The organism is Methylobacter sp., assembly GCF_036845245.1.
GTDB lineage: Bacteria > Pseudomonadota > Gammaproteobacteria > Methylococcales > Methylomonadaceae > Methylobacter_A.
This window is the reverse complement of sequence record NZ_DAIUEH010000050.1, coordinates 1-25,370: the sequence shown is the minus strand read 5'-3', so window position 1 is coordinate 25,370 and position 25,370 is coordinate 1. Positions and strand designations below refer to the sequence as shown.

General features: G+C 46.4%; 31 protein-coding genes and 2 pseudogenes. 17 read left to right on the top strand and 16 right to left on the bottom strand.

The features are described 5' to 3' along the window. Positions 1-15 precede the first annotated feature (15 nt). Positions 16-216 carry a CsbD family protein gene (locus tag V7051_RS19305; RefSeq protein WP_333877778.1) on the bottom strand — a complete coding sequence of 67 codons (201 nt, stop codon included), beginning with the start codon at positions 214-216 and terminating at the stop codon, positions 16-18. Between the two features lie 387 nt (positions 217-603). Between V7051_RS19305 and V7051_RS19300 the strand changes: the two genes are divergently transcribed. The 8 genes from V7051_RS19300 to V7051_RS19265 all read left to right on the top strand — a co-directional run bounded on the left by V7051_RS19300 (position 604) and on the right by V7051_RS19265 (position 7,229). Further along, positions 604-1,905: an NAD(P)/FAD-dependent oxidoreductase gene (locus tag V7051_RS19300; RefSeq protein WP_333877780.1), complete on the top strand. Its 1,302-nt coding sequence runs from the start codon at positions 604-606 to the stop codon at positions 1,903-1,905. Between the two features lie 63 nt (positions 1,906-1,968). Then, complete coding sequence (locus tag V7051_RS19295; protein ID WP_333877782.1) at positions 1,969-2,499, top strand: YcxB family protein; 531 nt, start codon at positions 1,969-1,971, stop codon at positions 2,497-2,499. A gap of 125 nt (positions 2,500-2,624) precedes the next feature. Continuing rightward, the gene (locus V7051_RS19290; protein WP_333877784.1) at positions 2,625-3,017 is read left to right on the top strand and encodes an MAPEG family protein; all 393 of its coding nucleotides are present in this window, start codon (positions 2,625-2,627) and stop codon (positions 3,015-3,017) included. 4 nt (positions 3,018-3,021) lie between these two features. Next, positions 3,022-3,690 (top strand): hypothetical protein, encoded by a 669-nt coding sequence (locus V7051_RS19285; protein ID WP_334181169.1) that lies wholly within the window; start codon positions 3,022-3,024, stop codon positions 3,688-3,690. Positions 3,691-3,786: 96 nt separating this feature from the next. Further along, on the top strand, positions 3,787-5,682 hold the full coding sequence (locus V7051_RS19280; RefSeq protein WP_333877788.1) for an ATP-binding cassette domain-containing protein: 1,896 nt from the start codon (positions 3,787-3,789) through the stop codon (positions 5,680-5,682). Between the two features lie 61 nt (positions 5,683-5,743). Continuing rightward, positions 5,744-6,256 carry a hypothetical protein gene (locus V7051_RS19275; RefSeq protein WP_333877790.1) on the top strand — a complete coding sequence of 171 codons (513 nt, stop codon included), beginning with the start codon at positions 5,744-5,746 and terminating at the stop codon, positions 6,254-6,256. A gap of 8 nt (positions 6,257-6,264) precedes the next feature. Next, complete coding sequence (locus V7051_RS19270; protein WP_333877792.1) at positions 6,265-6,708, top strand: universal stress protein; 444 nt, start codon at positions 6,265-6,267, stop codon at positions 6,706-6,708. 92 nt (positions 6,709-6,800) lie between these two features. Next, positions 6,801-7,229 carry a TM2 domain-containing protein gene (locus V7051_RS19265; RefSeq protein WP_333877794.1) on the top strand — a complete coding sequence of 143 codons (429 nt, stop codon included), beginning with the start codon at positions 6,801-6,803 and terminating at the stop codon, positions 7,227-7,229. 71 nt (positions 7,230-7,300) lie between these two features. Here the strand turns inward: V7051_RS19265 and V7051_RS19260 are convergent, their stop codons facing one another. The 10 genes from V7051_RS19260 to hisB all read right to left on the bottom strand — a co-directional run bounded on the left by V7051_RS19260 (position 7,301) and on the right by hisB (position 12,857). Continuing rightward, entirely contained in the window at positions 7,301-7,504 is a 204-nt protein-coding gene (locus tag V7051_RS19260; protein WP_292432729.1) for a cold-shock protein, read from the bottom strand. A 326-nt stretch (positions 7,505-7,830) separates the two neighbouring features. Next, entirely contained in the window at positions 7,831-8,637 is an 807-nt protein-coding gene (gene tatC, locus V7051_RS19255; RefSeq protein WP_333877798.1) for a twin-arginine translocase subunit TatC, read from the bottom strand. Beyond that, positions 8,624-9,004 carry a Sec-independent protein translocase protein TatB gene (tatB, locus tag V7051_RS19250; protein ID WP_333877801.1) on the bottom strand — a complete coding sequence of 127 codons (381 nt, stop codon included), beginning with the start codon at positions 9,002-9,004 and terminating at the stop codon, positions 8,624-8,626. Before tatB ends, tatC begins: the two co-directional genes overlap by 14 nt. Before the next feature lie 5 nt (positions 9,005-9,009). Then, positions 9,010-9,222: a Sec-independent protein translocase subunit TatA gene (gene tatA / locus V7051_RS19245; RefSeq protein ID WP_333877803.1), complete on the bottom strand. Its 213-nt coding sequence runs from the start codon at positions 9,220-9,222 to the stop codon at positions 9,010-9,012. A gap of 68 nt (positions 9,223-9,290) precedes the next feature. Next, complete coding sequence (locus tag V7051_RS19240; protein WP_333877805.1) at positions 9,291-9,608, bottom strand: phosphoribosyl-ATP diphosphatase; 318 nt, start codon at positions 9,606-9,608, stop codon at positions 9,291-9,293. Next, the gene (hisI, locus tag V7051_RS19235) at positions 9,605-9,991 is read right to left on the bottom strand and encodes a phosphoribosyl-AMP cyclohydrolase (RefSeq protein ID WP_333877807.1); all 387 of its coding nucleotides are present in this window, start codon (positions 9,989-9,991) and stop codon (positions 9,605-9,607) included. The genes V7051_RS19240 and hisI overlap by 4 nt, the downstream gene beginning before the upstream one ends. Further along, positions 9,988-10,761 (bottom strand): imidazole glycerol phosphate synthase subunit HisF, encoded by a 774-nt coding sequence (gene hisF, locus V7051_RS19230; RefSeq protein ID WP_333877809.1) that lies wholly within the window; start codon positions 10,759-10,761, stop codon positions 9,988-9,990. The genes hisI and hisF overlap by 4 nt, the downstream gene beginning before the upstream one ends. A gap of 2 nt (positions 10,762-10,763) precedes the next feature. Next, the gene (hisA, locus tag V7051_RS19225) at positions 10,764-11,498 is read right to left on the bottom strand and encodes a 1-(5-phosphoribosyl)-5-[(5-phosphoribosylamino)methylideneamino]imidazole-4-carboxamide isomerase (protein ID WP_333877812.1); all 735 of its coding nucleotides are present in this window, start codon (positions 11,496-11,498) and stop codon (positions 10,764-10,766) included. Between the two features lie 93 nt (positions 11,499-11,591). Beyond that, positions 11,592-12,236 carry an imidazole glycerol phosphate synthase subunit HisH gene (hisH, locus tag V7051_RS19220; RefSeq protein ID WP_333877813.1) on the bottom strand — a complete coding sequence of 215 codons (645 nt, stop codon included), beginning with the start codon at positions 12,234-12,236 and terminating at the stop codon, positions 11,592-11,594. 27 nt (positions 12,237-12,263) lie between these two features. After that, entirely contained in the window at positions 12,264-12,857 is a 594-nt protein-coding gene (hisB, locus tag V7051_RS19215) for an imidazoleglycerol-phosphate dehydratase HisB (RefSeq protein ID WP_333877815.1), read from the bottom strand. Positions 12,858-13,422: 565 nt separating this feature from the next. Here hisB and V7051_RS19210 point away from each other — a divergent pair. The 3 genes from V7051_RS19210 (at position 13,423) to V7051_RS19200 (ending at position 15,776) form a co-directional block, all read left to right on the top strand. Further along, a complete protein-coding gene (locus V7051_RS19210) occupies positions 13,423-15,102 on the top strand; it encodes a DUF342 domain-containing protein (RefSeq protein ID WP_333877817.1) in 1,680 nt (559 codons plus the stop codon). A gap of 161 nt (positions 15,103-15,263) precedes the next feature. After that, positions 15,264-15,479: a DUF1289 domain-containing protein gene (locus V7051_RS19205; RefSeq protein WP_333877819.1), complete on the top strand. Its 216-nt coding sequence runs from the start codon at positions 15,264-15,266 to the stop codon at positions 15,477-15,479. 21 nt (positions 15,480-15,500) lie between these two features. Then, positions 15,501-15,776: a SemiSWEET transporter gene (locus tag V7051_RS19200; RefSeq protein WP_333877821.1), complete on the top strand. Its 276-nt coding sequence runs from the start codon at positions 15,501-15,503 to the stop codon at positions 15,774-15,776. A 6-nt stretch (positions 15,777-15,782) separates the two neighbouring features. Here the strand turns inward: V7051_RS19200 and V7051_RS19195 are convergent, their stop codons facing one another. From V7051_RS19195 to rdgC, 3 genes are all read right to left on the bottom strand, one after another. After that, the gene (locus V7051_RS19195) at positions 15,783-16,157 is read right to left on the bottom strand and encodes a VOC family protein (RefSeq protein WP_333877823.1); all 375 of its coding nucleotides are present in this window, start codon (positions 16,155-16,157) and stop codon (positions 15,783-15,785) included. A gap of 45 nt (positions 16,158-16,202) precedes the next feature. Next, positions 16,203-16,667 carry a peroxiredoxin gene (locus V7051_RS19190; protein ID WP_333877825.1) on the bottom strand — a complete coding sequence of 155 codons (465 nt, stop codon included), beginning with the start codon at positions 16,665-16,667 and terminating at the stop codon, positions 16,203-16,205. 231 nt (positions 16,668-16,898) lie between these two features. Then, positions 16,899-17,807, bottom strand: coding sequence for a recombination-associated protein RdgC (gene rdgC, locus V7051_RS19185; RefSeq protein ID WP_333877826.1), 909 nt, complete (start codon positions 17,805-17,807; stop codon positions 16,899-16,901). An 805-nt stretch (positions 17,808-18,612) separates the two neighbouring features. On the opposite strand from rdgC, the gene rlmN reads away from it, so the two are divergent. The 3 genes from rlmN to V7051_RS19170 all read left to right on the top strand — a co-directional run bounded on the left by rlmN (position 18,613) and on the right by V7051_RS19170 (position 21,002). After that, positions 18,613-19,668: a 23S rRNA (adenine(2503)-C(2))-methyltransferase RlmN gene (gene rlmN / locus V7051_RS19180; RefSeq protein ID WP_334168766.1), complete on the top strand. Its 1,056-nt coding sequence runs from the start codon at positions 18,613-18,615 to the stop codon at positions 19,666-19,668. 90 nt (positions 19,669-19,758) lie between these two features. Continuing rightward, complete coding sequence (locus V7051_RS19175) at positions 19,759-20,313, top strand: cyclin-dependent kinase inhibitor 3 family protein (protein ID WP_333877828.1); 555 nt, start codon at positions 19,759-19,761, stop codon at positions 20,311-20,313. Positions 20,314-20,327: 14 nt separating this feature from the next. Beyond that, a complete protein-coding gene (locus tag V7051_RS19170) occupies positions 20,328-21,002 on the top strand; it encodes a hypothetical protein (RefSeq protein WP_333877829.1) in 675 nt (224 codons plus the stop codon). Positions 21,003-21,321: 319 nt separating this feature from the next. On the opposite strand, the gene V7051_RS19165 is transcribed toward V7051_RS19170, so the two are convergent. After that, complete coding sequence (locus tag V7051_RS19165) at positions 21,322-21,846, bottom strand: MarR family winged helix-turn-helix transcriptional regulator (protein ID WP_334181168.1); 525 nt, start codon at positions 21,844-21,846, stop codon at positions 21,322-21,324. A 476-nt stretch (positions 21,847-22,322) separates the two neighbouring features. Here V7051_RS19165 and V7051_RS19160 point away from each other — a divergent pair, with 476 nt between their 5' ends. The 3 genes and pseudogenes from V7051_RS19160 to ftsH all read left to right on the top strand — a co-directional run bounded on the left by V7051_RS19160 (position 22,323) and on the right by ftsH (position 24,962). Next, complete coding sequence (locus V7051_RS19160; protein ID WP_333877832.1) at positions 22,323-22,712, top strand: hypothetical protein; 390 nt, start codon at positions 22,323-22,325, stop codon at positions 22,710-22,712. A gap of 29 nt (positions 22,713-22,741) precedes the next feature. Continuing rightward, on the top strand, positions 22,742-23,044 hold the full coding sequence (locus V7051_RS19155) for an SPFH domain-containing protein (RefSeq protein ID WP_442919680.1): 303 nt from the start codon (positions 22,742-22,744) through the stop codon (positions 23,042-23,044). Positions 23,045-23,058: 14 nt separating this feature from the next. After that, positions 23,059-24,962, top strand: a pseudogene (ftsH, locus tag V7051_RS19150) (ATP-dependent zinc metalloprotease FtsH). Between the two features lie 164 nt (positions 24,963-25,126). Here ftsH and V7051_RS24725 read toward each other — a convergent pair. After that, positions 25,127-25,303 (bottom strand): annotated as a pseudogene (locus V7051_RS24725) (IS1/IS1595 family N-terminal zinc-binding domain-containing protein); the annotation flags it as partial. Positions 25,304-25,370: the final 67 nt, after the last annotated feature.

Here is a 25,370-nt window from a genome sequence, read left to right as displayed (position 1 = left end):
AAGCACATTCAACGGTTAATGAATTCGATCTTCAAAATCATGGAGCCGTCGTTCCGCTTCATCTTTTTCAATTCCATAACGTTCCTGGAGCTTACCTAACAATACATCCCGCTTGCCTGCAATTTGATCGATCTCGTCATCAGTCAAATCGCCCCAGGCTTCTTTTACTTTGCCTTTAAACTGTTTCCAGTTGCCTTCTATTTGATCCCAAGCCATGTCTATTCTCCTTACAGTGTATTAAAGAATAAAAATTCCCATTACAGGAAACCCAGTTTAGGGACGAACACTTGTATGTTTCGCCGTAAACTTGAAAATAAGATAACCTCAAGGTCGGCAGAGATCTGTACGTTGCCGTACATAACTTTAATACAACGTGTAAGGGTTTAATTTATGCGATGTAACAGTGACTTGAAGCGGGCTGTTCGCGTTCTGACAAAAAAATGCAGGCTCACATCGCTATCGATTATCGACGATACCGCGGCCATCGCAGCTAACTGAACTTAGCGATGACTACGTAATATCAGCTAGTAAAATCGGTCATTACGGGGTTGATTCGATATAATGCTATCGTGCAGAAAAATAATGCTTTTTGAGGGGGAGACAATGACTGATAAGAATAATGAAAAACACAAGATAGTGATTGTTGGCGGGGGTGCGGCGGGTCTTGAGCTTGCTACCAGTTTGGGTAAAAAATTGGGTAAAAAAGGATTGGCCGAGGTTATGCTGCTGGACGCTTCGCCGACGCATATCTGGAAGCCGTTGCTGCATGAGGTCGCTGCGGGTACGTTGGATGAATCCGAGCAGATTGAATATCTGGCCCAGGCGCACAGGAATCATTTCCGCTTCAGGCTAGGTAAGATGGAGGGTTTGGACCGGCAGAAAAAGGAAATTTATGTCAGTCCGACGCTGAGCGATAGCGGCGAAGAATTAATCCCCAGACGCACGTTCAGTTACGATACGTTGGTGATGTCGGTCGGCAGTATCAGTAATACTTTTAATATCAAGGGCGTAGCGGAACACTGTCTGTTTCTGGATACGACCGCACAGGCGTTCAAGTTTCAAAAGCAGCTGGTTGAATCGTATATTAAAAGCCATGCAGGTAAAGCCGCCGATAAGACCTTGTCTATCGTTATTATCGGCGCGGGAGCCACCGGCGTCGAATTGTCGGCGCAATTGCACGAGGTCACCGATCTGTTGGCGGTTTACGGCCTGGGTGAATCCAGCGATGTAAAATTGACTATTATTGAAGCGGCTAATCAATTGTTGCCCGCATTACCCGGCAAATTGGCCCTTGCGACGCAACAACAACTGGTCAAGCTGGGTATCGACCTTAAGCTGGGGCGCAGGGTGATCGAAGTAACGAAGGAAGGCGTTCATACCCACGATGGCGAGATGATACCGGCGGATCTTAAAGTCTGGTCGGCGGGCATAAAGGCGCCGGATTGGATGCAGGATTTGGACGGCCTGGAAGTTAACAGAATCAATCAATTGGTGGTCGATGAAACGTTGAAGACCAGTGATGATGACATTTTTGCGCTAGGCGATTGCGCGGCCTGTCCATGGCCTGGACATGACAGCAATGTGCCGCCGCGAGCGCAGGCCGCGCATCAGCAGGCATCGACTTTAAGCAAGTCGATAGTCAATAAGTTACAGGGCGGTAGTCCGGTGAAATATGTTTATCTGGATTACGGTTCGCTGGTTGCGCTTGGCAAATATACGACGGTCGGCAATCTGATGGGCAATTTGATGGGATCGGTCAGTATCGGGGGATTTATTGCCAGAGTGGTTTATCTGTCCTTGTATAAAATGCATCAGGTGGCTGTACACGGTTATTTCAGGACGGCGATGTTGACGCTGTCCAATCTGTTCAGACGTAGCGCTCATGCAACGATAAAAATGCATTAGAATTTTTTACGTACCTACGCCTGCGTAGTTATTTTTTTATAATTATTTACCAAGATCAAAAACATGTTTGAAATTGAATACGAATTCCGCGAAGAAGACTTAATCCATTTTAATGAAATACAGTTCATGAGGAACGAGGAAATACAGAACAATATAAGAAAAAATCGCTGGATAGTGCCGGGCATCATGGGGCTTATCGGCTCGTTTTATTATTTTTATTATGGCGATATAAAGTCGTCGGGATACGTCATTGCTATTGCGATGCTCTGGGCGCTGTTCTCGCCAAAAATAATGATGCTGGATTTGCGCAGGCAAATACTTAAAAGCTATACCCCTAAAGAAAAGATCAATATGTTCGGCTCTTATACGCTAACCATAGATCCTGCCAATCCCAATTACCTGTTGGAAAAATCGCCCAGCGGCAAACATAAAATGGCTTGGAGCGAGCTGGTCAGGGTGGAGTACGGCAAACGCTATGTTTATATTTATATTAGTTTGAATACCGCATTGGTTATTCCGGTGGAAACGGTCAAAAAAGGCAATCTTGAGCAGTTTGCCGAGCAGGCGGAGAAAATGATTGAGCGCTTTGCTTAAAAAGCTTTCTCCTCGGCGGGAGAAGGAAAGTCAGTCTTAATTCCCCATGGCCTGGAAAGACATTACTTATCCTACAACGTTATTTAAGATTTTTCTTACCGGTTAAAAAGCACTAAGAGGTATCCATGATTACGTCAATATATGCATCGCTCTCAGCCTTATTAATAGTGAGACTTTCTCTTGCGGTAATAAAACTGCGTAGAAAAAATCGGGTCAGTGTCGGCGACGGCGGAAACGAAGAGCTGCATTTGGCAATTCGCGCTCATTCAAACGCATTGGAATATATCCCGATAACACTCATGCTGTTATTAACGTTGGAATTAGATGGGGCGCCGAAAATACTGATCCATATACTTGGCGTCACGTTGTTAATTGGACGGATACTTCATGCGATGGGGCTTCCCGCAAAGGACTTTAAGAAAAGAGTATTGGGCATGCAGATAACTATTTATCTGTTAATCGGCTTGGCGATACTGAATATATTATTTTTTGCGTTTCCTGGATCGCTCAAACTTTAACAATATGGACTACGAAAAGCTGATATACACTTTGGCCTCCATTTTTGCAGGCTGGTCTCTGGCTCAAGTTACTGGTGTTATTAAGGATTTTCTGTGCAAGAAGAAGATTCAAAAATGTCTAATCGAAGAACTTGAAGAATTGCAAACTGAACTGAATAGGACACTAATAATTTATTCTCGTCAGCTACAAATATATTCTTTGCAATGTATAGATAATGGTTGTGCCACGCCATTATCAAACCATATCTTCAAAAACTACTATAAAGACGTTGTGCAAGTTTTAAACAAGAATCAAAGAATATCTTTCCAACTAATCCACACATTAATTGAGAACATCAATATCCGTATCAAAGAGCTAGACAAAGTAACAGGTGATCTACAAAAAAAGCACGTCCTTGAAGGAGAAGGTAGTATTAGTAACGCAGAATGTAAATCATGGGGAGAAGCGATAAAAGTTGAGTTTCACAATGTGTCTATGGCTATATGGCATATAAAATTTCATTTGGATAACCCAAAGTCACCAGATTTATCGCCTTACACAAAAGAACATGAGCAATATCTCCAATATTTGGAAAGTGTGTATAAGAATGTACAAAAAATAATGGAAGAAGCTAAGAATCTGAATAAGAAAGATTTTGAGAGAATTTATAACCCAAATAATTTTGCGAAATAATCTCTATAAAATTGAATGGGATGATCATTCGTAAATTTTGTCCAAGAAGCTTTATTTTGAACCTTTCGCCTTGAGCACCTTACTTTTTTACTTGAAATGCTAAATTTTAGAAATATAACCCTCCGTCGCGGTGCGCGGGTGCTGTTTGCCAACTCTTCATTCACTATTCACAAAGGTCAAAAAGTAGGTTTTACCGGCGCAAACGGCGCGGGCAAGTCCAGTTTTTTTGCGCTGGTTAGAGATGAGCTGCACTTGGATGAGGGCGATTTCTCAATGCCGCCTGGGCTTGAAATCGCTCACGTTGCCCAGGAAACGCCTGCCGTTGACTGTTCCGCGATTGATTACGTCATTGACGGGGATCAGCAATTACGACGCTTGCAAGAGCAGTTGCTTGCCGCCGAACAGGCCGATGATGGTTTGAAACAGGCCGAATTGCATGCCGTTATGGATACCATCGGCGGTTATACCGCACAGGCCAGAGCTTCGCGGTTAATGAACGGCTTGGGTTTTACCGCCGACCAGGAAAACAATGCGGTCAATTCGTTTTCCGGCGGTTGGCGGATGCGGCTTAATCTGGCTCAAGCCTTGATGTGCCGCTCGGACGTATTATTGCTCGATGAACCGACCAACCACCTGGATTTGGATGCGGTGATCTGGTTGCAGGACTGGTTGTGCAAGTATCCGGGCACCTTGTTGTTGATTTCTCATGACCGGGATTTCCTGGATACCATTACCGATCATATCGTGCACATTGAGCAAAATAAGGCCGAAATTTATACCGGCAATTACTCGGCCTTTGAACGGATGCGCGCCGAAAAACTGGCGCAACAACAATCATCTTATTTAAAGCAGCAACGCGAAATTGCTCATATGCAGAGCTTTGTCGACCGCTTTAAGGCGCAAGCGACTAAAGCGAGACAAGCGCAGAGCCGGATCAAAGCTCTGGAGCGCATGGAGTTGATTGCGCAGGCGCATGTCGATTCACCGTTCGATTTTTGCTTCGCCAAACCGGGGAAAATGCCTAATCCGTTGTTAACGCTGGATAAGGTTGATATCGGCTATGGGCAAACCTGCGTCATTAAACAGGCGGGATTGTCGATATCGCCGGGCGATCGTATCGGTTTGCTCGGGCCGAATGGCGCCGGTAAGTCCAGCTTGATTAAAGTGCTGGCAGGCGATATGCAGCCGTTATCAGGCAATAGGAACGAAGCGGAAGCGTTAAAAATCGGCTATTTTGCCCAGCATCAACTGGAACAGTTACGCATTGATGAAAGTCCTTTGTGGCACTTGCAGCAGTTGGACAAGCAGGCGACCGAGAAGGATTTACGCAATTTTCTGGGCGGCTTCGATTTTTGTGGCGACAAGGTTCTGGAAGCCGTTAAACCCTTTTCCGGCGGCGAAAAAGCGCGGCTGGTATTGGCGCTGCTGGTTTATCAAAATCCGAACCTGTTGCTGCTGGATGAGCCGACCAACCATTTAGACCTGGAAATGCGTCATGCCCTGAGTGTGGCCTTGCAGGACTATGAAGGCGCTATAGTCGTCGTTTCGCATGACCGGCATTTATTGCGCTCGGTGACTGATCAGTTATTATTGGTGTCAGGCGGCAAGGTACAGCCTTTCGATGGCGATCTTGACGATTACCGCGTGTGGCTGACGGAGCAGAAAAAAGGCGAAGAAAAAACCGTTGTTGACAGTACGCAGACAGTATCGCGGAAAGATCAAAGAAAGTTGGATGCGGAACGCAGACAAAAACATAAGCCTTTATTTGACGCCCTGAAAAAAGCTGAAATCGCTGTTGAAAAATATCATAATGAGCAGCGGCAATTGGAGCACCAACTGGCCGATCCTGCCATTTATGCGGAATCGGAAAAGGAGCAATTAAAAAAGCTGATGGAACGCAAAGTAAAAGTCGATAAAGCGCTGGATGACGCAGAAGCGGCCTGGATGGAAGCTGAGGAAGAGATTGAGGCGGTCAAAAATAATGAAATGTAAGCGTGGCAGTGACCGGAACAGCTAGCGTTATGATCGAAGGCGGATGCATACAGGAATAATCATGTTTGAAGTCATAACGCTATTATTTGATATTTGCCTGTTTAAAAAAGGCCCGCAGGATTTACCGCCTTCCATAGGGTTGGTGAGGCTGTTGGTAGTTATTGATATTATCATCAGTTTTTTAATGATAAGTATCAATGCGGGCTGGCTTAACGCACTGTTACAGGCTATTGTCGGGGCTTTGTTGATCGTCGGATTTAGCTGGTTAATGTTATACGTAGATCGAAAACCGGAGCGATTTTATCAAACGGGCGCTGCCTTATTGGGCACTGATGCGTTGATTAGTTTTCTTGCCCTGCCGGGAATGGCCTCAATGATGATCGGAAGAGGTTCTTTACTGGCATTTACTATAACGATAATTTTAATGATTTGGCATTGGGCGGTTACCGGGCATATTTTTCGCAATGCGCTGGGACAAACCTGGACTTTTAGTTTAGGCTTGGCGTTTTTATACATACTGGGATCTTATCAGGTGGTGGCTTTACTATTTCCTGACGTTGCCGGTGCTAAATAGGAGACATCATGGAAAACTATAAACATATATTACTGGCGGCCGACTTTTCCGAGCACGGCGACACCGTTGCCGACAGAGCGAAGGATTTAGCCGAAAAATATCAGGCCAAACTGAGTATTGTGCATGTGATGGATAATCTGATGATTACCGATGCGGCTTATGGATCGACTATTCCTTTCGATCTCGATTTAACTGCCGAGTTAATGGCGGCGGCAAAAAAGAGACTGGCGAATTTGGCGGATAAACTAAATATTGCCGAAGACTGTCGTTGGATGGAAACAGGAAGCCCTAAATTGGAAATAATCAGGGTTGCTGAAGAAACCGAGGTTGACTTAATCGTAGTCGGCTCCCATGGTCGGCACGGATTCGCCTTGTTGCTGGGGTCGACTGCAAACGGAGTGCTGCATCATGCGCAGTGTGATGTTTTAGCCGTACGTTTGCATGACGAATGATGTTGGTATTGTAGTGTCCACAGGGTACTTGTGACCCGGGCGGTTATAAATGGCGGCCGATGGGGCGTCCTAATTTTAAAGGTAGATAGTAAATGATTGGAGAGATTGAAAGTTATGATCCCGACACGCAAACCGGGGTGATAAAAACTGAGGGAGCGTTGTTTACGTTTCATTTAGATGATTGGATTGCGGACGTGCCGCCGGATGTAGGCGATGACGTTAATTTTGATGTTCATGAAACAATTGCGAGCAACATTAATCTGGTCGGCGCGTATTTGGAGCCACCTAAAGCTGTTAAATATAAATACCTGTCTGCTGTGCTGGCGTTATTTTTGGGTTGGACCGGGGCACATCGCTTCTATCTGGGCTTTTACAAGTTGGGCTTTATTCAGTTAACACTGACGGTGATACTTTACGTAACCGGTCTGCCCGGGTTTGCTGCGCTCTGGGGCTTTGTAGAGGGCGTTCTGCTTTTTGGCGGGCAGATCCATCAAGATGCCAAAGGTCGTCCTTTAAAATAGTTTTTAAAACAGCAAGGCAAAAAAAAGCCCTTGTGAGTTATCACAAGGGCTTTTTTAAAACCGTTTATTCCTTATTTGGAATAAACATTAGCAGCAGTTAAGCCTTTTGGACCTGATTCGATATCAAAAGTGACTGTTTCGCCTTCAGTCAGAGTTTTAAACCCTTCGCCCTGAATAACTGAATGATGAACAAAAACATCTTCGCCGCCATCAGCAGGTGCAATAAAACCAAAACCCTTCGTGTTGTTAAACCACTTTACAGTGCCTGTTGCCATTTTGAAACTCCTAAAATAAAAACTTACGGTTAACACAGAACTACAACATTGATAACCGGACAACCTAACAATTTAGGAATCCCTTAACTCAACATCTGTTTTCTGACTTGGGGTATTGTACTGTTTTTTTTATGATATTGTCATTAGCAGATTGTATAAAAAGCCGACCACCGGTAAAGAGTTGGAGCAGGGTAGTTTGTTATATAGAGAAGGGAGGAAAGTGCCGCATCGATACGCTGATAACACTGCGAGGGATGGAGAAAAAACTGGGTAAAAAGAGCCCTTGGCTTATTTAACCAATATAGGCCTTCGTTGCCTCCAGAATGCTATTCATCTTCTTGCTGTTCAATTTGATTCAGCTGGGCTTTTATTTCGGTGCCATCGGATGTTTGATAGTCGTTGTCGGGTACAAAAAGCCGGGAGCATAACAAACCTAGCTCAAACAACATCCACATCGGTACTGCCAATAATGTTTGAGAGATAGCGTCGGGAGGCGTTAAAACCGCTCCGACGATAAACGCGCCGACGATGACATAAGGACGTTTGTCGGCGAGGTCGGCGGGGCTTACCATACCGGTCCAGACCAAGACGATAGTGAAGATCGGTACTTCAAAGCAAATGCCAAACGCAAAAAACATCGCCAAAACAAAATCAAGATACTTGGCAATATCGGTCATTACTGCTACGCCAGCAGGTGCGGCGGCTGTCAAGAAGCCGAAAACCAGCGGGAAAACCACGAAATAAGCAAAGGCTACCCCCATATAAAACAACAGGGTGCTGGCAACCAGCAGCGGCAAAATCATGCGCCGCTCCTTCTTATATAAGCCTGGAGCTACAAATGCCCAGAACTGATAAAGAATAAAAGGGACTGAAATAAATATCGAAACAATCAGAACGAGCTTAAACGGCGTGAAAAAGGGGGAGGCCACATCAATAGCAATCATCGTGCTGTTTTTCGGCATGTGCTGTAGCAACGGGCCAGCCAAGAGACTGTAAATCTCATTGGCGTATGAAGCCAGGCCCAAAAATACAACTAATACGCATAAAACCGCTCGCAATACGCGGTTACGCAACTCAATCAGATGACTGATAAAAGATTGCTCTCCGGCCTCGTTATAATTATTTTGACTCATGCTGCTCGGCTTTATCTATAGGTAGTTGCTCTTTGTTTGGCTCTGGTTCGGCAACCGCTGCATTCAAGTCATCGTCCTGTGTTCTTGAAGTCGTGGATAACGGGTCAATCGTGGATTTGAGCGTATCGGAGGTTTCATCGAGTATTTGCTGAACCTCTTGTAAGCCGGACTGCTCTTTAAATATTTGCCGCATTTCTTCGGCTTGCAGCTCCAGCTTGATTTCTTCTTTGACGGAAGCCACCATGTTGCGTGTTTTACCGAGCCAAAATCCCGCCAGCCTTGCTACTTTGGGCAATCTTTCAGGGCCTATCACCAATAAGCTGACCAAGCCGATCAGGCACAGTTCAGAAAATCCTACATCAAACATAAATGTTAATTTTCACCGGTTTTTTTGGAAGTGACTTCACCTTCAATGGTTTCATCTTTATCTGCGACAGGTTTGTCTTCTTCCCCGTCTTTCATCGCGGTGCGAAAGCCTTTGATGGCTCCACCCAGGTCAGCGCCAATATTGCGTAGACGCTTGGTGCCGAAAACAACGATGACGATGGCTAATACAACTAATAAGTGAGTAACGCTAAGGCCCATTTCTTACTCCAATGGAGGCGTTGCGATTGCAATGCCGTATTTGCTGGAGACCTTGCACTGCAAGATCTTTACTTGTTACGTTGCGCCTTTTCTTCCAGGCCGGACAAACCGAAACGACGTTGCAGTTCCTGCAATACATCATCCGGTCCCAGCCCTTGGTCGGCCAGCAACACCATGCAATGAAACCACAAATCGGCAGTTTCATAAATAATCTGTTTTTTATCGCCGTCTTTGGCGGCGATGACGGTTTCCGTGGCTTCTTCGCCGATTTTTTTCAGTATGCTGTCCAGTCCTTTGGCATACAGGCTTGCGACATAAGATTTATCGGCCGATTCTAATTTACGCTGTTCCAGAATTTGCGCCAGTTGGTTTAATACATCGCTCATGATTTTCTATAAATAGTTTCAGGATCTTTTAAAACCGGCTCGATGCTTTGCCATTGCCCATCCACCAAACTACGGTAAAAGCAGCTTTCCCGGCCGGTATGGCAGGCAATGCCGCCTTCCTGTTCGACTTGTAGCAGAATAACATCTTCATCGCAATCCAGAAATATACCTATAACTTTCTGCCTGTGCCCGGATTCTTCACCTTTACGCCATAATCTTCCGCGTGACCTTGACCAATAAACGGCATAACCTTCCGCAACTGTTAAATCCAAGGACTCACGATTCATCCAGGCGAACATCAATATCTTTCCGGTTTCCGCCTGTTGCGCTATGACCGGTACCAGGCCATCTTCAGTCCAGCGTATTTCGTCCAACCAGCTCACAAACGCACCTCTATGCCACGTGAAGCCATGTGCTGTTTGGCCTGTTCAATGGTGTATTCGGCAAAATGAAAAATACTGGCAGCTAATACTGCATCGGCCTTGCCTTCAATAATACCGTCAGCCAAGTGATCCAGATTGCCGACGCCGCCGGACGCAATGACCGGCACCGTCACCGCCTCGCTAATGGCGCGGGTTAACGGCAAATCAAAACCTTCGCGGGTGCCGTCTCGGTCCATGCTGGTTAACAGGATTTCCCCGGCGCCGTAATCGACCATTCTTTTTGCCCAGGCAATCGCATCAATACCTGTCGGCTTGCGGCCGCCGTGGGTGAAAATTTCCCAGCGGCTGGGTTCGTCGGCTGAGCTGACTTTCTTAGCGTCTATGGCTACCACGATACATTGCGAGCCAAAACGCTCCGCCGCTTCGCGCACAAAATCCGGATTAAATACCGCCGCGCTGTTAATGCCGACTTTATCGGCACCCGCATTCAGCATGCGGCGAATGTCGTCCAGGGTTCTGATGCCTCCGCCGACCGTCAATGGGATAAAAACCTCACTGGCGACCTGTTCAACGACATGAACAATGGTGTCCCGATTGTCATGGGTGGCGGTAATATCCAGGAAAGTGATTTCATCGGCGCCTTCACGGTCATAACGCCTGGCGATTTCTACAGGGTCGCCGGCATCGCGAATATCGACAAATTTCACGCCTTTAACGACGCGGCCATTATCGACATCCAGACAGGGAATAATGCGTTTGGCTAAGCTCATGGTTATTGAAATGATTCCGCTAATTTTTCGGCCGCTTCAAAATCCAGCGTGCCTTCGTAAATTGCCCGTCCGGTGATCGCGCCCATGATGCCGTCAGCTGCAACAGCGCCCAAAGCCCTGATGTCATCCATATTGGTAATGCCGCCGGAAGCAATTACCGGAATCCGGATCGCGCGCGCCAATTTTGCGGTGGCTTCGACATTGACGCCGGACATCATGCCGTCCCTGGAAATATCGGTGTAAATAATGGCTTCGACGCCGTCTTCCTCAAAATGTCGGGCCATATCGATCACATCATGTTTGGACAGTTTGGACCAGCCGTCAATAGCCACTTTGCCGTCTTTTGCATCCAAGCCGACGATGATGCGGCGCGGATATTCCAGCGCCATATCCCTGACAAAATGCGGCTCATTAACCGCCTTGGTACCGATAATAACGTATTCCACACCGGCGTTAAGATAAGCCTGGATAGTTTCTTCATCGCGAATACCGCCGCCTATTTGTATAGGCACATTGGGGTAAGCTTCGACAATGGCATGAATAACATCGGCATTTCGTGGTTTGCCGGCAAACGCGCCATCCAGGTCAACCAAATGAATTCTTTTCGCGCCGGCGGCGACCCACTTGCCTGCTACAGCGACCGGGTCATCGGAAAAAATCGTATTATCATCCATTCGTCCCTGACGCAAACGAACACATTTTCCTTCTTTTAAATCGATTGCAGGTATTAACAACATAACTTATAAGATCCTCAGCGGCGTGTAATTATTATAGGGGCGGATTTACCCGCCCAAAGACGACATACCCAGTGGGCACAAGTGTATTCATCCTTACGCTTGCCCATCCCAATGCATAAAATTTTTCAGCAGTTGCAAGCCAACTGCCTGACTTTTTTCGGGGTGGAATTGTACGGCAAAAATATTGTCTTGTGCCAAAGCGCAGGTAAATGCATCCGGGTATCGCGTAGTCGCCGCCATGATCGTTACATCATCCGGCTGCACATAATAACTATGCACAAAATAAAAGCGGCTGTCTTGGGGAATATTTTCCCATAGCGGATGTTGTTGCAGCTGATGAACCTGATTCCAACCCATGTGCGGAATTTTGAGCGAGTTCCCGTCGCTGTCTGTCAACGATTCAGGGAAATGTACGACCTGCCCGGAAAAAATGTCCAGGCATGGGGTGCCGCCGTTTTCTTCACTATTGGTTAATAAAGCCTGCATACCCAAGCAAATGCCGAGTAAAGGCTTGGTTTTGGCAGCTTGTTGGATAACGTCAGCTAAGCCCGATTGATTGAGAGCCAGCATGCAATCCCGTATCGCACCGACACCGGGGAAAACTACCCGGTCAGCATGGAGAATCGAATCAGCATCGGAAACGCAAATAACATCGACTTCAGGCGCGGCATGTTGCAGAGCCTTTACGATTGAGTGCAGATTACCCATTCCGTAATCAATTACAGCGACAGAAGACATAAGAAATACAAGCTAAAGGTTAGAAGGTTAGAGACTGCCCTTGGTCGATGGCATTATGCCTGCCATACGCGGGTCGGCGGTAATCGCCATGCGTATGGCTCGACCCATGGCTTTAAAGATAGTTTCTGCGACATGATGGGCATTTGCGCCTTTCAGGTTGTCGATATGCAAAGTGACTCCGGCATGGTTGACAAAGCCCTGAAAAAATTCGCGGAACAAGTCCACGTCAAATCTGCCGATCATGGCTTTCGGATATTTAACTTCATAAAACAAGCCGGGACGACCGGAAAAATCAATCACGACTCGCGATAATGCTTCATCCAACGGCACGTAGGCGTGTCCGTAGCGGTAAATGCCTTTTTTGTCTTGCATGGCTTTGGTAAACGCTTGGCCTAAGGTAATGCCGATGTCTTCAACAGTGTGGTGATCATCAATATCCAAATCGCCTTTGGCTTCAATGTCCATGTCGATCAAGCCATGTCTGGCAATTTGGTCGAGCATATGCTCAAGAAAAGGTACGCCGGTGGAAAACGAGGATTTACCCGACCCATCCAGGTTAATTCTGATTTTGATTTGAGTTTCAAGCGTATTTCGCTCTACTTCCGCAGTACGTTGATCCATGTTTGCATTATTTATATTTTGGTGACTAACGGCATTCTACTATGACAAGCAAGATTTTGCAGTGTTTGTTATTCATTGTAAATCTTGGCAATGTGCAACTTACAAAATGATATCGGACGTAATTTTGAGCGTACATTATCTTAAGCTTTAGCTGGCTTTTTTTGTGGTTATTTTTTGAGACAATAACTACGTCGCCAAAATGGGAAACGGATTTTAAGAAAGTCCAAAAGGATGTTTGCCAGGGATGGAAAGAAAGGCCAGCCAAACGGCGACATTTAGTCCCAGTACACTCTGATTAAGTGTTCTGGGGCTTTTTTTTGAAATCAGCAAAGCACTTTCGCAGTGTGTGCATCTTAATATGGATAAACAGGTCCCTTGATTTTTTTCTATTAAGTGTGGCTTTTCAATAATGTGCTACTCTTCAAAGCAGGTTATCTTGCTAATTTAAAGATTGTTTCTGTTTCCGCCTACTGCTGGCGATGATGATCAAACGGCGAAAAAACGCCTGATATTCTCAATGTTTTCTATTCTCGACAGACTGTAATAATTATCCAAGGAACACGTTGTGAATGATGAGTCACCTACAGACGTACTGACTTTTAAGCTGAGCGATGAAGGCAAGTTGCTTGCAACATTTGAAGCGTGTGAATGCAAACCGCCTTTGGATGAAGCAACAATCAAAGCGGCACTGGCTAAGCAAAGCTTATCCAATCTGTTTTTATATGACAACGCGCTCTCAAATTTGCTAAAAAAGTACAGCAGTTCTACTGAGAGCTTTGTGCTGGAAATTGGTGAGCGTCGGGATGGCGGTTATAAGCTTAAAATTGACAATGACAAAATGGCGGCCAAGCTTACTCTAACCCCTCCCTACGGTGGCGCTCCAGTCACTCTGTTTCAAATTCAGCTGGCTTTGCAGGAAAAAGGAATAGTCAAAGGTATCATGACAAATGAAATCGAGGCCGCCTTAAAGGCAGGCGTCGCCACAGATCGTATCATAGCCCAAGGATTGCGCCCGGTCCGGGGTCTTGACGCACGGTTCCAAAGCCTGATACCGCAAATAAGAGAACGGAAACCCCAGGTAGATGAGCGAGGTATGGTTGATTACCGCGATCTTGGCCAGTTGATTGTCGTAAGGCCTGGCGATCCGCTGATGTGCCGCACTCCACCCACCGAAGGCAAGCAAGGATGGGACATCACCGGGCGAGTGCTTCTTCCGCAACCAGGGCAGGATGTACAGTTTGCCTCGGGACTGCAAGGTGTAGAGTTAGACCCGGAGGCGGAGCTTGACCCTGATAATAACAGTCTACTGTTGGCTGCGGTCACCGGGCAACCGAAGCTTGTCCCCCATGGCGTCATCGTGGAACCGACCCTCGACCTGCCGCTGGTGGATCTTTCAACAGGGAACATGAATTTTGACGGCACCATTAATATCAAAGGCGATGTCAAGGATGGGATGAAAATTCACGTGACTGGGGATGTGTTCGTGGGCGGAACCGTCGAAGCGGCAGAAATTGAAGCGGGTGGAAATATCGTTATAAAAGGCGGCGTGATCGGTCATAACGAACATAGCGGCGACCCAAACGAAGTGCCCACTTTTAACGCGATAATTATCAGCAAAGGCTCGATCAGTGCGCACTTTGCCGAAAATGTCTGTATGGAAGCGGGCATAGATATTGTTATTGAAGAATTCTCCATGCATAACCACCTGACCGCACTTAACCGGATATTAGTTGGGAAATCAGGCGGAAAAAAAGGCCGTATCATCGGCGGTATTGCCAGCGCATCGGTTTTGGTGAAAACAGCGATAATCGGTTCGAATGCCGGGTTTATAACCAAAATCAGAGCCGGTTTTAATCCTTATCTTCAGGCGCAGCAGGACAAGCTTAAACTTGAAATTGATGCGAACGAAAAGGAGCAGGAAGACCTTAAGAAGATTATCGCCTTTGTTATGGCGCATCCCGAAAAAGACAAAAACGGGTTGTTAAACAAGGCCCTTCATACCAAGGAAAAATTTGAAACCGATTGCGCTGAACTGCATGCTGAGCGAGTCCATCTTTTGTCGGAAATGACCCTTGCCGAGAACGTCCAGGTTATTGCGGAAGAAGCCGTGCATTGCGGCGTTGAAGTCCAGATTGGGAACTCTATCTGGAAAAATAATGAGGAGCGAGGCAAAGGCGTTTTTCAAATCGTTGACGGTGAAATTGATTTTGGAAATATCATGTTGAGTGTCAGCGGATCACGCTGAGATAGAAAAATTAATGCCTAGGCTTGATTATCGATAGCGATTGTAGAGGCTAATCTTCAGTATGCTAAAATTCCTCAGGACAAATTCACCGTGGGCAGCTTATTTCAGTTTTTGCCCGCTTTTATCGTTATGAACAAAGCTTTAAGATGAGAGGAAATTCCATGAAATTTAGTCCATGCATTGATAAATGTACTTACGAAGGAACGCATTGTGAAGGTTGCGGCCGAAGCCACAAAGAAATAGCGGAAACTAAAAAGCTGGTTATGGCGGTAGTGGATTTTGCTCAAGAGCAGGAGTATGAAAATATTGAAGAATTTGCAAACGCTATCGGTCAAAGCATACTTAAAAAACTAAAGAAATCCGCGGCGAGGAAATAATGGCGTTACGCCAAAACACTTATGATATTCACCCCTGAAATTATCGGCTATTTAGCTGCGACTCTCACTACCGCCTCATTTGTGCCTCAGGCCATATTAACGATAAAAACAAGAGACACCGAATCCCTTTCGTTAGGCATGTACAGCACCTTTACCTTGGGCGTGTTATGTTGGCTTATTTACGGAATTTATCTCGACGATAAGGCAATCATATTTGCAAACGCGATAACACTGCTGCTGGCCTCATCGATACTTTGCTTTAAAATCTACAATTTAATGTACAGAAAAAAAGCCTAAGCGAATTTATGCCGGCTGAAGAATCTCCAGCGCATTTCCATCCGGATCGCGGCAAAACAGCGCTTTGCGTCCGGATTTGCTCAAGGTGTAATTAACACCGTTTTGATCCAATACCTCCCGAACCGGTGTCAAGTCCGGCACAGTTAACGCAATATGCCGATCCCGTCCGCCATGTTCTGGGCGGCCGGTTATCGGATCGGGGTTTTCCAGTTCCAGCAAATGAATCTGCTGTGCGCCCAACTGCAACCAGGCGCCAGGAAAACCCAGATCCGGTCTGTCCGTTTGTTGCATGCCGAGCACATCGCAATAAAATGTCAGCGATACCGCGGTATCGGCAACAACGAGGCTGGCATGATGTATGGTGAAGTTAAATTTTGGCATTAGCCTAATCCCAAGTGCAGCGGCAGTGATAACAATCGCCCTGAATTACAGGTTTTTTACTTTTTCCAACACTTCTTGAGCATGACCCTCAGGTACGACGCCATACGTAACATCATCCAATATGCCTTCTTTGTTGATAATGAAAGTGGAACGAAGAATAGCCATACTTTTAACGCCATTTTTTTCGCGTTCCTGCCATACGCCGTAGCTCTCGCAGAGTTCGCCATCCACGTCGGCCAGTAAATCCACTTTCAGGCCGAATTTATTAATAAAATCAGTATGGCTGGCACAAGTATCCTTGCTCACGCCGATAACCACCGTATCGGCCTTGGCAAATTCCTCGGCAAGTTGGGTAAACTGGTTGGCTTCTATCGTGCAGCCCGGCGTGTCATCTTTGGGGTAAAAATACAACACAACATTCTTTTTTTCCAGGTAGTCGGACAAATTAACCGTTTCATTGAATTGATTTTTTGAGCTGAATAGCGGGGCTGGTTGGTATTTTTCTAACATGGGAGTCTCCTTGAGAGTTCACGGGTAGTTAAAACCTAAGACCGGAGTTTAAGCGCATCATAGTTTCCCTGCAAGCCATCCATGAAACTAAGCGGGGTAAATACGTCCAACGTAGGGCGTGCCATGCGCGCCAGAGAGGATTAAGATCGTAAAAGGCGCGCACGGCACGCCCTACTCAGTAGCACCTCCACTCATCGCAAGCATTGGCGATGAGTGGAGGTGTTAGGATAATTACGCTTTGTTCTCGCCGCCGAATAGCTCCAGCAAACGCGGCAGGAAGTTTGCCAATTCCAGCGACATAATCGAAAAATCCACATCGAACTGTTCCGCTTCAGAGCCGGTATCAATATCGGACACTTGGTCCTGAATCAAATCAAGAAACTTCAAGCGCTTAACTGCCAGGTTTTCATCGATAATGAAAGCAATACGATCAGCCCAATTCACCGCCAGCTTGATGACTTCCTTGCCGGTATCCAGGTGGTTCTTGATTTCCGGCAGACTCAGGTCATGGCGTTTGCAGCGGATAATGCCGCCTTCCTCTTCAGGTGAGCGCAGCTCACATTCGTCTTCAATGGTAATGTCGTCCGGCGCTTGATTGTTGATCAACCATTCGGTCATGACTTTGACCGGTTTTTCGATGGTATTAAGCGGGACCGCCGGTAACGAACCTAAGCATTTGCGCAAACTGCTCAGCAAATCTTCGGCTTTTTTGGCGGAAGCCGCATCGACAATTAGCCAGCCGCCCTTAGGGTCGATATAAGCGTAAGTCTTGTTCGAGAACGTGAAGGCTCTTGGCAATAGCTCAAAGATCAGCTCGTCCTTGATCGCCGTGCGTTCTTTTTTAGATAATTTACGTCCTTGCTGTTCTTCTGTTTCAAGAATCTTTTCCTGCATCATTTCATTGACGACGGACGCAGGCAGCACTCTTTCTTCTTTTTTTCCGCACAGCATTAAAAAGCCGTTCGCGCTATGCACCAGTTGTTCTGACGATTTACCCAGCGGTGAAGTCCAGCCGAAAGTAAATTCTTCATGGCTGCCGCAGGGACGAAAAGCCATTTGTTCAAGTTTTAGTTCCAGGTCTGCTGGAGCCAAAGTGAAATCTTCAGTAAGACGAAAAATGCTCAGATTTTTAAACCACATGTGCAACGAATACCTTGTAAATAAAATGACTGTGCATTATCGCAAATTTGGCAGAGTAAAAATAAAGTAAATTTTGTGCAAGTGACACAGGAGAATGTATTAAAGACGTTTTAAACATGTACACTCATGTACAGGGTCAGTACGTGCGTCAATGAACAGATTTTAGGACGCCTTATATACCAGAAAGACTGGTGCATGGGGAATGGCTCATTCTGGATGTCGGAACATTCTCGATATCAATACCTGATCAACGAAGCCCCTCACAACGTCGGCGATTTTCTCAATAATGCCTTGGCAGATTTTAAGACCGTTAACACCAGTCTTAGGCGTATTGGAGCGCATCAACTTCACCAGGCAGGACGGAGCAAAATCCCCGACAATCAAGCACGTCCAGATCATCACCCACTTCGATCTTTACCGCCGACGCGAATTCCCCGATTCTGTCGGCAAAAAAGGGGCCGAGTTCAATATAATGGCACCTACAAAATTATGGTCTCAATGTCATCTAAAATAGCCCTATAAACTATTACATTTTTTGGGGCAGAATAATAAAAGTTGGCTGCCCGAGTTCGTCCATAAACTGCCTATCGTGACTGGCAGCTTTATGACGATGAATATGGCAGAATGAAATACGGTAAAGCTTGGGCGAAAACCTTTACTTTCGTAGGATAGGCGAAAGTCAGGATGCCTAACTATGATAAAAAACATGATTCTCTGTACATGACAAATACCAAACCTTATAAACAGGTTCAATATAATTGCGATACCAAATCCAATATTTCATACTATTTGGTATCGATAAAATATTAATACTAGGAGATATTTTCTGAAACGATCCTTTTATGACTTAAATTATTCTGATTTAGAAACGGTTATAAATCAGAATAATTTAAACCACTCAGCAGCGGCAGTTCTTTTTAATTGGCATTATAAGAAAAAAGAAAATACTCAATGCATTGATCAAATTGCCAAATGTTCATTGGCCTTTTTTCAAAATAATTTCGACTTTTCTCTGCCCGAAATCGATACTGTTCATGAATCAAAAGATCGAACAGTAAAATTTCTTTTTAAACTTAAAGACAATCATAAAATTGAAACCGTCCTTATTCCGTTTAATAATAAATATTCTATCTGCCTTTCATCTCAGGTTGGCTGTGCAATGAATTGTTCATTTTGTTTTACCGGAGAACAAGGGCTTAAAAGGAATTTGACGACAAGTGAAATTGTCGGCCAGTTTCTACAGGCTTGGCGCTGGTTAGCGAAAAATAGACCTGGAGAAGAGCGGATTTTAAATATTGTTTTTATGGGGCAAGGCGAACCTTTACATAATTTTGATGCCGTCAAAAAAGCCTGTGAAATATTTTTATCACAACACGGCACTTCAATTGGTGTCCAAAAAATTACCATTTCAACGGCGGGTTATATTCCTGGGCTTAAAAGATGGAGCCAGGAAATTCCTGGAGTGAATCTTGCGTTATCTCTTCATTCACCCTTTAAAGAAAAAAGAAATGAACTTATTCCGATTAATAAAAAATATCCGCTAGATGAGGTATTAGCATATATTGATAAGATACCTTTAAATAAAAAGCAATTTATTACTTATGAATATATTCTGATAAAAGATTTTAATGATTCTCCCGATGATGCTAAAAAATTGGGAACGATACTGTCTGGTAAAAGGGCTTATATCAACTTAATTCCTTTTAACTCATTCCCAGGATCACATTACAATCATCCGGATTTGGATAAAATCGAAAAGTTTAAAGAAGTTTTAGATACTTTTAAAATCCCGACTTTAATAAGAAGTGCTAAAGGCGATGATGTATTGGCAGCCTGTGGTCAACTCAATTCTAAAAATTAAATAGCCATCAAGTGCCAGTGAATGGGGTCGGAGTAAGTCGACAATATTTTTCATAAAAAAATACATAAAAAATTTCGTCAGGATAGCACTATGACAGCTACGCGGACCAGCCATACACACCCTATTCAGATCGCAGAAGTACGTGCGAGCCCCTCGCATGGACGGATCGGGATTACCTTCTGCCCAGGCAAGCACGACCATTTTGCTTACACGGGTGCTTGGGAACGCGACCTCGGAATCGATTTGGATGTTATCGCTACATGGGGCGCAAAGCTGGTGCTGACACTGGTCGAACCCGCAGAGCTCAAAGCTCTCAAGGTGCCTCAGCTCGGGCATGAAATTCGCAGACGCGGCATTGAGTGGCTCCATTTGCCCATTGCCGACTTTTCCGTTCCTACCCAGGCTTTCGAACAGCAGTGGGCCACGCAAGGCCGCGAGATCCGTGAGATGTTGCGCAATGGCGATGATTTGCTCGTGCATTGCAAAGGCGGCCTGGGCCGGGCGGGCATGATTGCGGCGCGGCTACTGGTGGAATTAGGTATGGATCCCGAACAGGCGATCCATACCGTTCGTCGCGTGCGCAAGGGCGCCATCGAAACGCCTGCACAACTGGCATTAGTGCGTCGAACTAAGCTCATTCCCTGAGCGGGAGCGTAGAGATGAGCGCCGAAATGCCTCCGATTGATACCACCACGATGCAGCGGGTTGGCGGACAATTGGGCACCAACCCTGCGGGCATTTTTCAGGCCGACAACGGGCAACGCTACTACGTGAAGACGCTGGAATCTCCTGCGCATGCACGCAATGAGATGATCGCAGTCAAGCTCTACCAACTGGCCGGCGCTCCGACTCTGACCTATGTGAACACGAACACGCCCGACCAAATTGCGACTGAGTGGGTCGAACTCGATAAAAAGAGCATTGCACATCTCAGTCAAAGCGAACGCAAACAGGCGCAGCGGTGGTTCGGTGTGCATGCCTGGACGGCCAACTGGGACGCCGCCGGCTTCAATGGCGACAACCAAGGTGTTCTCAACGGTAAAGTGCTGACGCTTGATGTGGGCGGAGCGCTGGCATTCCGGGCTCAGGGGGATCCCAAAGGCAAAGCATTCGGCATCCGCGTGGACGAACTCGATGCGCTGCGAAGTGACGATGGCAACCCACACGCGGTCAAACTCTTCGCCGACATGAGTCCTGAAGACATTAGACAGGCCATCAGGGTGGTAGTACGGATTTCTGACGAAAAAATTCGCCAGGTCATTATTGACAACGGTGGCGGACACGCGCTGGCCGAAAAGATGATTGCACGCAAAGCCGATATGGCTAAAAGCTAGAAGCAAGTTAGGTTCTATTTCGCCTTAGGGGCTGGCAGCGACCTCGACATCGTTGGCCAAACAGATTTGAACTTCAGCTATCGAAAACGGCATTTAAAAATATGCCAATTCACAGTTTCGGCCATTAAGAGACCCATCCACATTCTTTGACCGTACAGTCCATTCCAATTTAACACCATAACTATCCGTAACGACTCTATTACGATATTAGCTGAAACACACTAATTCAGAATTCTGCAATTAGATGGTTTTAGTTAGAAATAATTCAGAGAGATAAGGATTTAGTCAATGTTGATAGCTTGCAAATATTTGGGTTGATTTACAGACTATCTTGATAATTTTTACAGACATCCTTAACTTTGGTGCACCAGCCATCGCTTTCATCATTAAGCTTTCCGTTGCCATCGCCGCGTTCGGCAATGACCGCCTTCCGCAACCGCAATAGGGCGGCTTCCAGCGTCGCTATGTCTTCTGGAGAAGAACCCTTAAATATTCGATGAATATAGTCCAAATGCTCGGGAACAGCGCTGTCGAATAAGACCGTTCCTGCCGTCGTTAGTCGTACAATCTGACTGCGGCCATCCGTTTTCGAGGCAACCCGCTGAACCAGCCCTTTATCCTCCAGGCGGTTGACAATGCCGGTTAACGTCCCTTTAGTAATTAAGGTTTTCTCACCCAGCCTCTTAAAGGTCATACCGAACGCATTGCCCAAGGTCAGAATAATATCAAATTGAGGCAGCGTCAGATCCAGCGTATGCGCATGAATGGCCGCATAAGCTAAAAAAGCTTGATGTGTTCGTACTAACTCACGTAGTACGCTGGGAAATGTGGATGGAGGAGACATAGCGGTTACACTCATTTAGTTCTAATAAGGACTAAATGGTAATCCTAATCAATAATAGCCTCAAGCTTTTTATAGTAATTTGGAGTATTCACCTTAAAAACCTTTCCACTCTAACATTTGAATGGAACCAAGTTGTCGCTATTAAGGTGTTTTACTTATTTTTCAGCAAGACGCGCAACCTTGCGACTCAAATCGAACGAAATCTGCAGCCAATTAAACGTGCAAACAGGGATGTCTTGAAAAGATATAAATTATTGATAAATAATGGATATATTTAGAATCGTAAGCAGAAGCGATGGGTAAAAGGCAGTGTTAATAAAAAAATAGTCCTTACTAGAACAAATAATAGTACTAATCAGGACTAAACCTGCTAGACTATATCCATACCTAGCGATTAACTTGAATCTTCCTTACATAAAAGCTCATTTCAATTGCTACGTAGAAATACTTTATTTATCAACTTTGAGGTTTATCCCATGAACACATTCAACAAAATCCTGGTTTCTTCTGTTATGGCTTTATCTATGGCGGCAATGTCATCCACTGCTTCTGCCGTAGCGAACCCATCCTATGAAGATGTTAAAGCAGCTATCGACAATACGCTTGCCAAAGTAGAAGAGGCTAAAACGGCTCTGGACAATGGAGCAAACAACGAAGCGGTCATAGACCTGGTTACCGATGCCCGTCAATTGCAAAAAGATATTGCCAATAACGTGCTTGATCTAAAACGTAATCAAGCCAGCAACGTGTTGAAGCAAGCGCGTACGGCTTTGTCGAACAATGAGCCGCAAGCGGCAAAAGAGTCTTTGGCTGATGCTTTAAACCGGTATAAAGAAATCAAACAGCTCTACGCGGCTAACCACTAACTGCTCTAAAACAGGATGGCCGTAAAGCCATCCTGTTTCGTCTCGGGGAAATGGTTGCCTGCGACTTTACACCGGGACTCCACTTTAAGACTCTCATCATCAATAAAGTCGGTACATTTGATGCGCGTGTGCTGACCTTGGACACCCAGTTCAAGCGTTTTCTTACCTTCGAGAAGAAGAACGTGATTGTAGACTCGTTCGCCAAGTGGCGAATCGGTGATGTGGGTCTTTTTTATACCACGGTCGGTGGCGACGAATACGAGGCCAACCTCCGTCTTGAAAGGCGAAAAAAACCAAACATCAAATCAGGGCATCTTTGCCCTTTGCCTTAGGAAGCGACACCCCCATGAAAAAATTACTAATCCCTCTGTTGTTCATACTGGTTGTGATCGGCATTACGATGTTTGCGGTGTTTAATCCCACGCCTTCTGCATACGATCAGCAAAACGAGATTCCCTATTCGGAATTTATCGAGGCGGTGCGTAACAAAGCGGTTACAGAAGTGATAATCGACGGCAAATATGTTGATGGTCGCCGTCACAACGGCACTGTTTTTTCCACCTACAATCCTAACGATGTCCGCATAATAGACGAGCTTTTGGAGCATGACGTCAAAATCAAGGGCCAGAAGCCACAGATAACGTCTACCTTCATGCAGCTTTTTGAATCGTGGGCACCGACCTTGCTGCTGATCGCGGTAATGGTCTATTTCATGCGTAAGCTGCAACAGGGCGCCGGCGGAGGTCAAAACGGCTTTGGTAAAAGCCGCGCCAAACTGATGGCCGAAGATCAGATCAAAGTGCGCTTCAAGGATGTGGCCGGTGTCGAGGAAGCCAAAGAAGACGTGATGGAAATGGTCGACTTCCTTAAAGACCCCGGCAAATACGAAGTACTGGGTGGTAAAATTCCGAGTGGCGTGCTGATGGTCGGCCCTCCGGGTACCGGTAAAACCCTGCTGGCCCGTGCGATTGCCGGTGAAGCCGGAGTGCCGTTCTTCTCGATCTCCGGTTCGGATTTCGTGGAAATGTTCGTCGGCGTCGGCGCCTCCAGGGTGCGCGACATGTTTGAACAAGCCAAGAAGCGCGCGCCCTGCATCATCTTTATCGACGAAATCGACGCGGTCGGCCGCCAGCGCGGTGCCGGCAATATGGGAGGCGCGGAAGAGCGCGAACAAACCCTGAACCAGCTGCTGGTGGAAATGGACGGCTTCAGCGGCAACGAAGGCATCATCGTGATCGCCGCCACCAACCGCGCCGACGTGTTGGATAAAGCTCTGCTCAGACCGGGCCGTTTCGACCGGCAAGTGCAGGTCGGTCTGCCCGATATCAAGGGGCGAGAACAGATTCTCAAAGTACACGCCGACAAGGTTCCTCTGGCCGACGATGTCAACATCAACGATCTGGCGCGCGGCACCCCCGGTTTTTCCGGCGCCGAACTGGCCAACTTGATCAACGAAGGCGCATTATTCGCCGCCCGCAATAACAAGCGGGTGGTGACGATGAACGATCTCGACAAGGCCCGCGATAAAACGATTATGGGCGTTGAAAAGCGCACGATGATCATGAGCCGTGAAGACCTTCTAATGACCGCCTACCACGAAGCAGGTCACGCCATTGTCGGCCGTCTGGTGCTGGAGCATGATCCAGTCTACAAAATAAGCATCATGCCGCGCGGCGGCGCACTAGGCATTACCATGTTCCTGCCGGAACGCGACCAGTACAGCGCCAGCAAGGACAAACTGGAAGGCCAGATCGCCAGCCTGTTCGGCGGTCGGGTCGCTGAAGCGTTGATCTACGGCAAAAACAAGGTCACAACCGGCGCTTCAAACGACATCCAGCGCGCCACCCACTTGGCCCGTAACATGGTTACCAAATGGGGCCTGTCTGACCGTCTCGGGCCGATGGACTACGGCGACAGCGAAGGTGGCTACATGGGTCTGCAATCCAAACCGATGTCAGAACAGATGGCGCGGCTCATCGACAAGGAAATCCGGCTGATGGTGGACAGCAATTATCTGCGCGCCGAAACCATCCTCAAGGAACATATCGACATCCTGCACAACATGGCCCATGCCTTGTTGGATTGGGAAACCCTGGATAAATATCAGATTGATGAGCTGATGCAGGGGGGATGATTGCGCCTCCCGAACTCGAAATCGAGCCACCGGTCGACGGTGAGGATGAACATGCGCTGAGCGGCAGTGAGCCCCAACATCAGCCCTCAGCCAGCGGGCCGCTGGTTTTGTCCTGAGCTCAGAATTGGCTAGTCGTTATCCAAAATTGAGATATTTTTATTAATCTACTTGAGGTAGAGCACAGGGTTAATGGTCTCAAAATGAATTATCTTTCGGTTTTACAAGTTTTGCGAAAGAACCTCTCCTTCTCACTATGGAAGACTTCGGCCAAACGCTTCGCTACTTGCTGTTTGATACCGGGTTCGCAAGCCTTACAGCGGTAATTCAGCATGAATGTTTTAGTTTTGCATTCCGGCTTGTGGCAGCGGTAACGCTGTGTACCCGCTGCACTACGGCTAGACTTCATGATGAGGTTGCTGCCACAAGCCGGGCAGGCAATTTCTTGATAACAGGTCATAATTCAATATTATCTGGACTTTCGCTACAATCATTAGTTGTCATCCTTCAATATCGAAGGAATTATT

Coding starts and splice junctions, on each gene's coding strand:
- rdgC (WP_333877826.1), bottom strand. CDS start 17,807: ATGTGGTTTAAAAATCTGAGCATTTTTCGTCTTACTGAAGATTTCACT.
- V7051_RS19175 (WP_333877828.1), top strand. CDS start 19,759: ATGACAGCTACGCGGACCAGCCATACACACCCTATTCAGATCGCAGAA.
- hisF (WP_333877809.1), bottom strand. CDS start 10,761: ATGAGCTTAGCCAAACGCATTATTCCCTGTCTGGATGTCGATAATGGC.
- V7051_RS19190 (WP_333877825.1), bottom strand. CDS start 16,667: ATGTTAGAAAAATACCAACCAGCCCCGCTATTCAGCTCAAAAAATCAA.
- V7051_RS19285 (WP_334181169.1), top strand. CDS start 3,022: ATGGACTACGAAAAGCTGATATACACTTTGGCCTCCATTTTTGCAGGC.
- V7051_RS19305 (WP_333877778.1), bottom strand. CDS start 216: ATGGCTTGGGATCAAATAGAAGGCAACTGGAAACAGTTTAAAGGCAAA.
- tatC (WP_333877798.1), bottom strand. CDS start 8,637: ATGAGTCAAAATAATTATAACGAGGCCGGAGAGCAATCTTTTATCAGT.
- V7051_RS19205 (WP_333877819.1), top strand. CDS start 15,264: ATGAAATTTAGTCCATGCATTGATAAATGTACTTACGAAGGAACGCAT.
- V7051_RS19200 (WP_333877821.1), top strand. CDS start 15,501: ATGATATTCACCCCTGAAATTATCGGCTATTTAGCTGCGACTCTCACT.
- V7051_RS19265 (WP_333877794.1), top strand. CDS start 6,801: ATGATTGGAGAGATTGAAAGTTATGATCCCGACACGCAAACCGGGGTG.
- V7051_RS19275 (WP_333877790.1), top strand. CDS start 5,744: ATGTTTGAAGTCATAACGCTATTATTTGATATTTGCCTGTTTAAAAAA.
- V7051_RS19300 (WP_333877780.1), top strand. CDS start 604: ATGACTGATAAGAATAATGAAAAACACAAGATAGTGATTGTTGGCGGG.
- V7051_RS19290 (WP_333877784.1), top strand. CDS start 2,625: ATGATTACGTCAATATATGCATCGCTCTCAGCCTTATTAATAGTGAGA.
- V7051_RS19280 (WP_333877788.1), top strand. CDS start 3,787: ATGCTAAATTTTAGAAATATAACCCTCCGTCGCGGTGCGCGGGTGCTG.
- tatA (WP_333877803.1), bottom strand. CDS start 9,222: ATGGGCCTTAGCGTTACTCACTTATTAGTTGTATTAGCCATCGTCATC.
- V7051_RS19165 (WP_334181168.1), bottom strand. CDS start 21,846: ATGTCTCCTCCATCCACATTTCCCAGCGTACTACGTGAGTTAGTACGA.
- V7051_RS19160 (WP_333877832.1), top strand. CDS start 22,323: ATGAACACATTCAACAAAATCCTGGTTTCTTCTGTTATGGCTTTATCT.
- V7051_RS19295 (WP_333877782.1), top strand. CDS start 1,969: ATGTTTGAAATTGAATACGAATTCCGCGAAGAAGACTTAATCCATTTT.
- hisH (WP_333877813.1), bottom strand. CDS start 12,236: ATGTCTTCTGTCGCTGTAATTGATTACGGAATGGGTAATCTGCACTCA.
- V7051_RS19240 (WP_333877805.1), bottom strand. CDS start 9,608: ATGAGCGATGTATTAAACCAACTGGCGCAAATTCTGGAACAGCGTAAA.
- tatB (WP_333877801.1), bottom strand. CDS start 9,004: ATGTTTGATGTAGGATTTTCTGAACTGTGCCTGATCGGCTTGGTCAGC.
- V7051_RS19195 (WP_333877823.1), bottom strand. CDS start 16,157: ATGCCAAAATTTAACTTCACCATACATCATGCCAGCCTCGTTGTTGCC.
- hisB (WP_333877815.1), bottom strand. CDS start 12,857: ATGGATCAACGTACTGCGGAAGTAGAGCGAAATACGCTTGAAACTCAA.
- hisA (WP_333877812.1), bottom strand. CDS start 11,498: ATGTTGTTAATACCTGCAATCGATTTAAAAGAAGGAAAATGTGTTCGT.
- V7051_RS19170 (WP_333877829.1), top strand. CDS start 20,328: ATGAGCGCCGAAATGCCTCCGATTGATACCACCACGATGCAGCGGGTT.
- V7051_RS19260 (WP_292432729.1), bottom strand. CDS start 7,504: ATGGCAACAGGCACTGTAAAGTGGTTTAACAACACGAAGGGTTTTGGT.
- V7051_RS19270 (WP_333877792.1), top strand. CDS start 6,265: ATGGAAAACTATAAACATATATTACTGGCGGCCGACTTTTCCGAGCAC.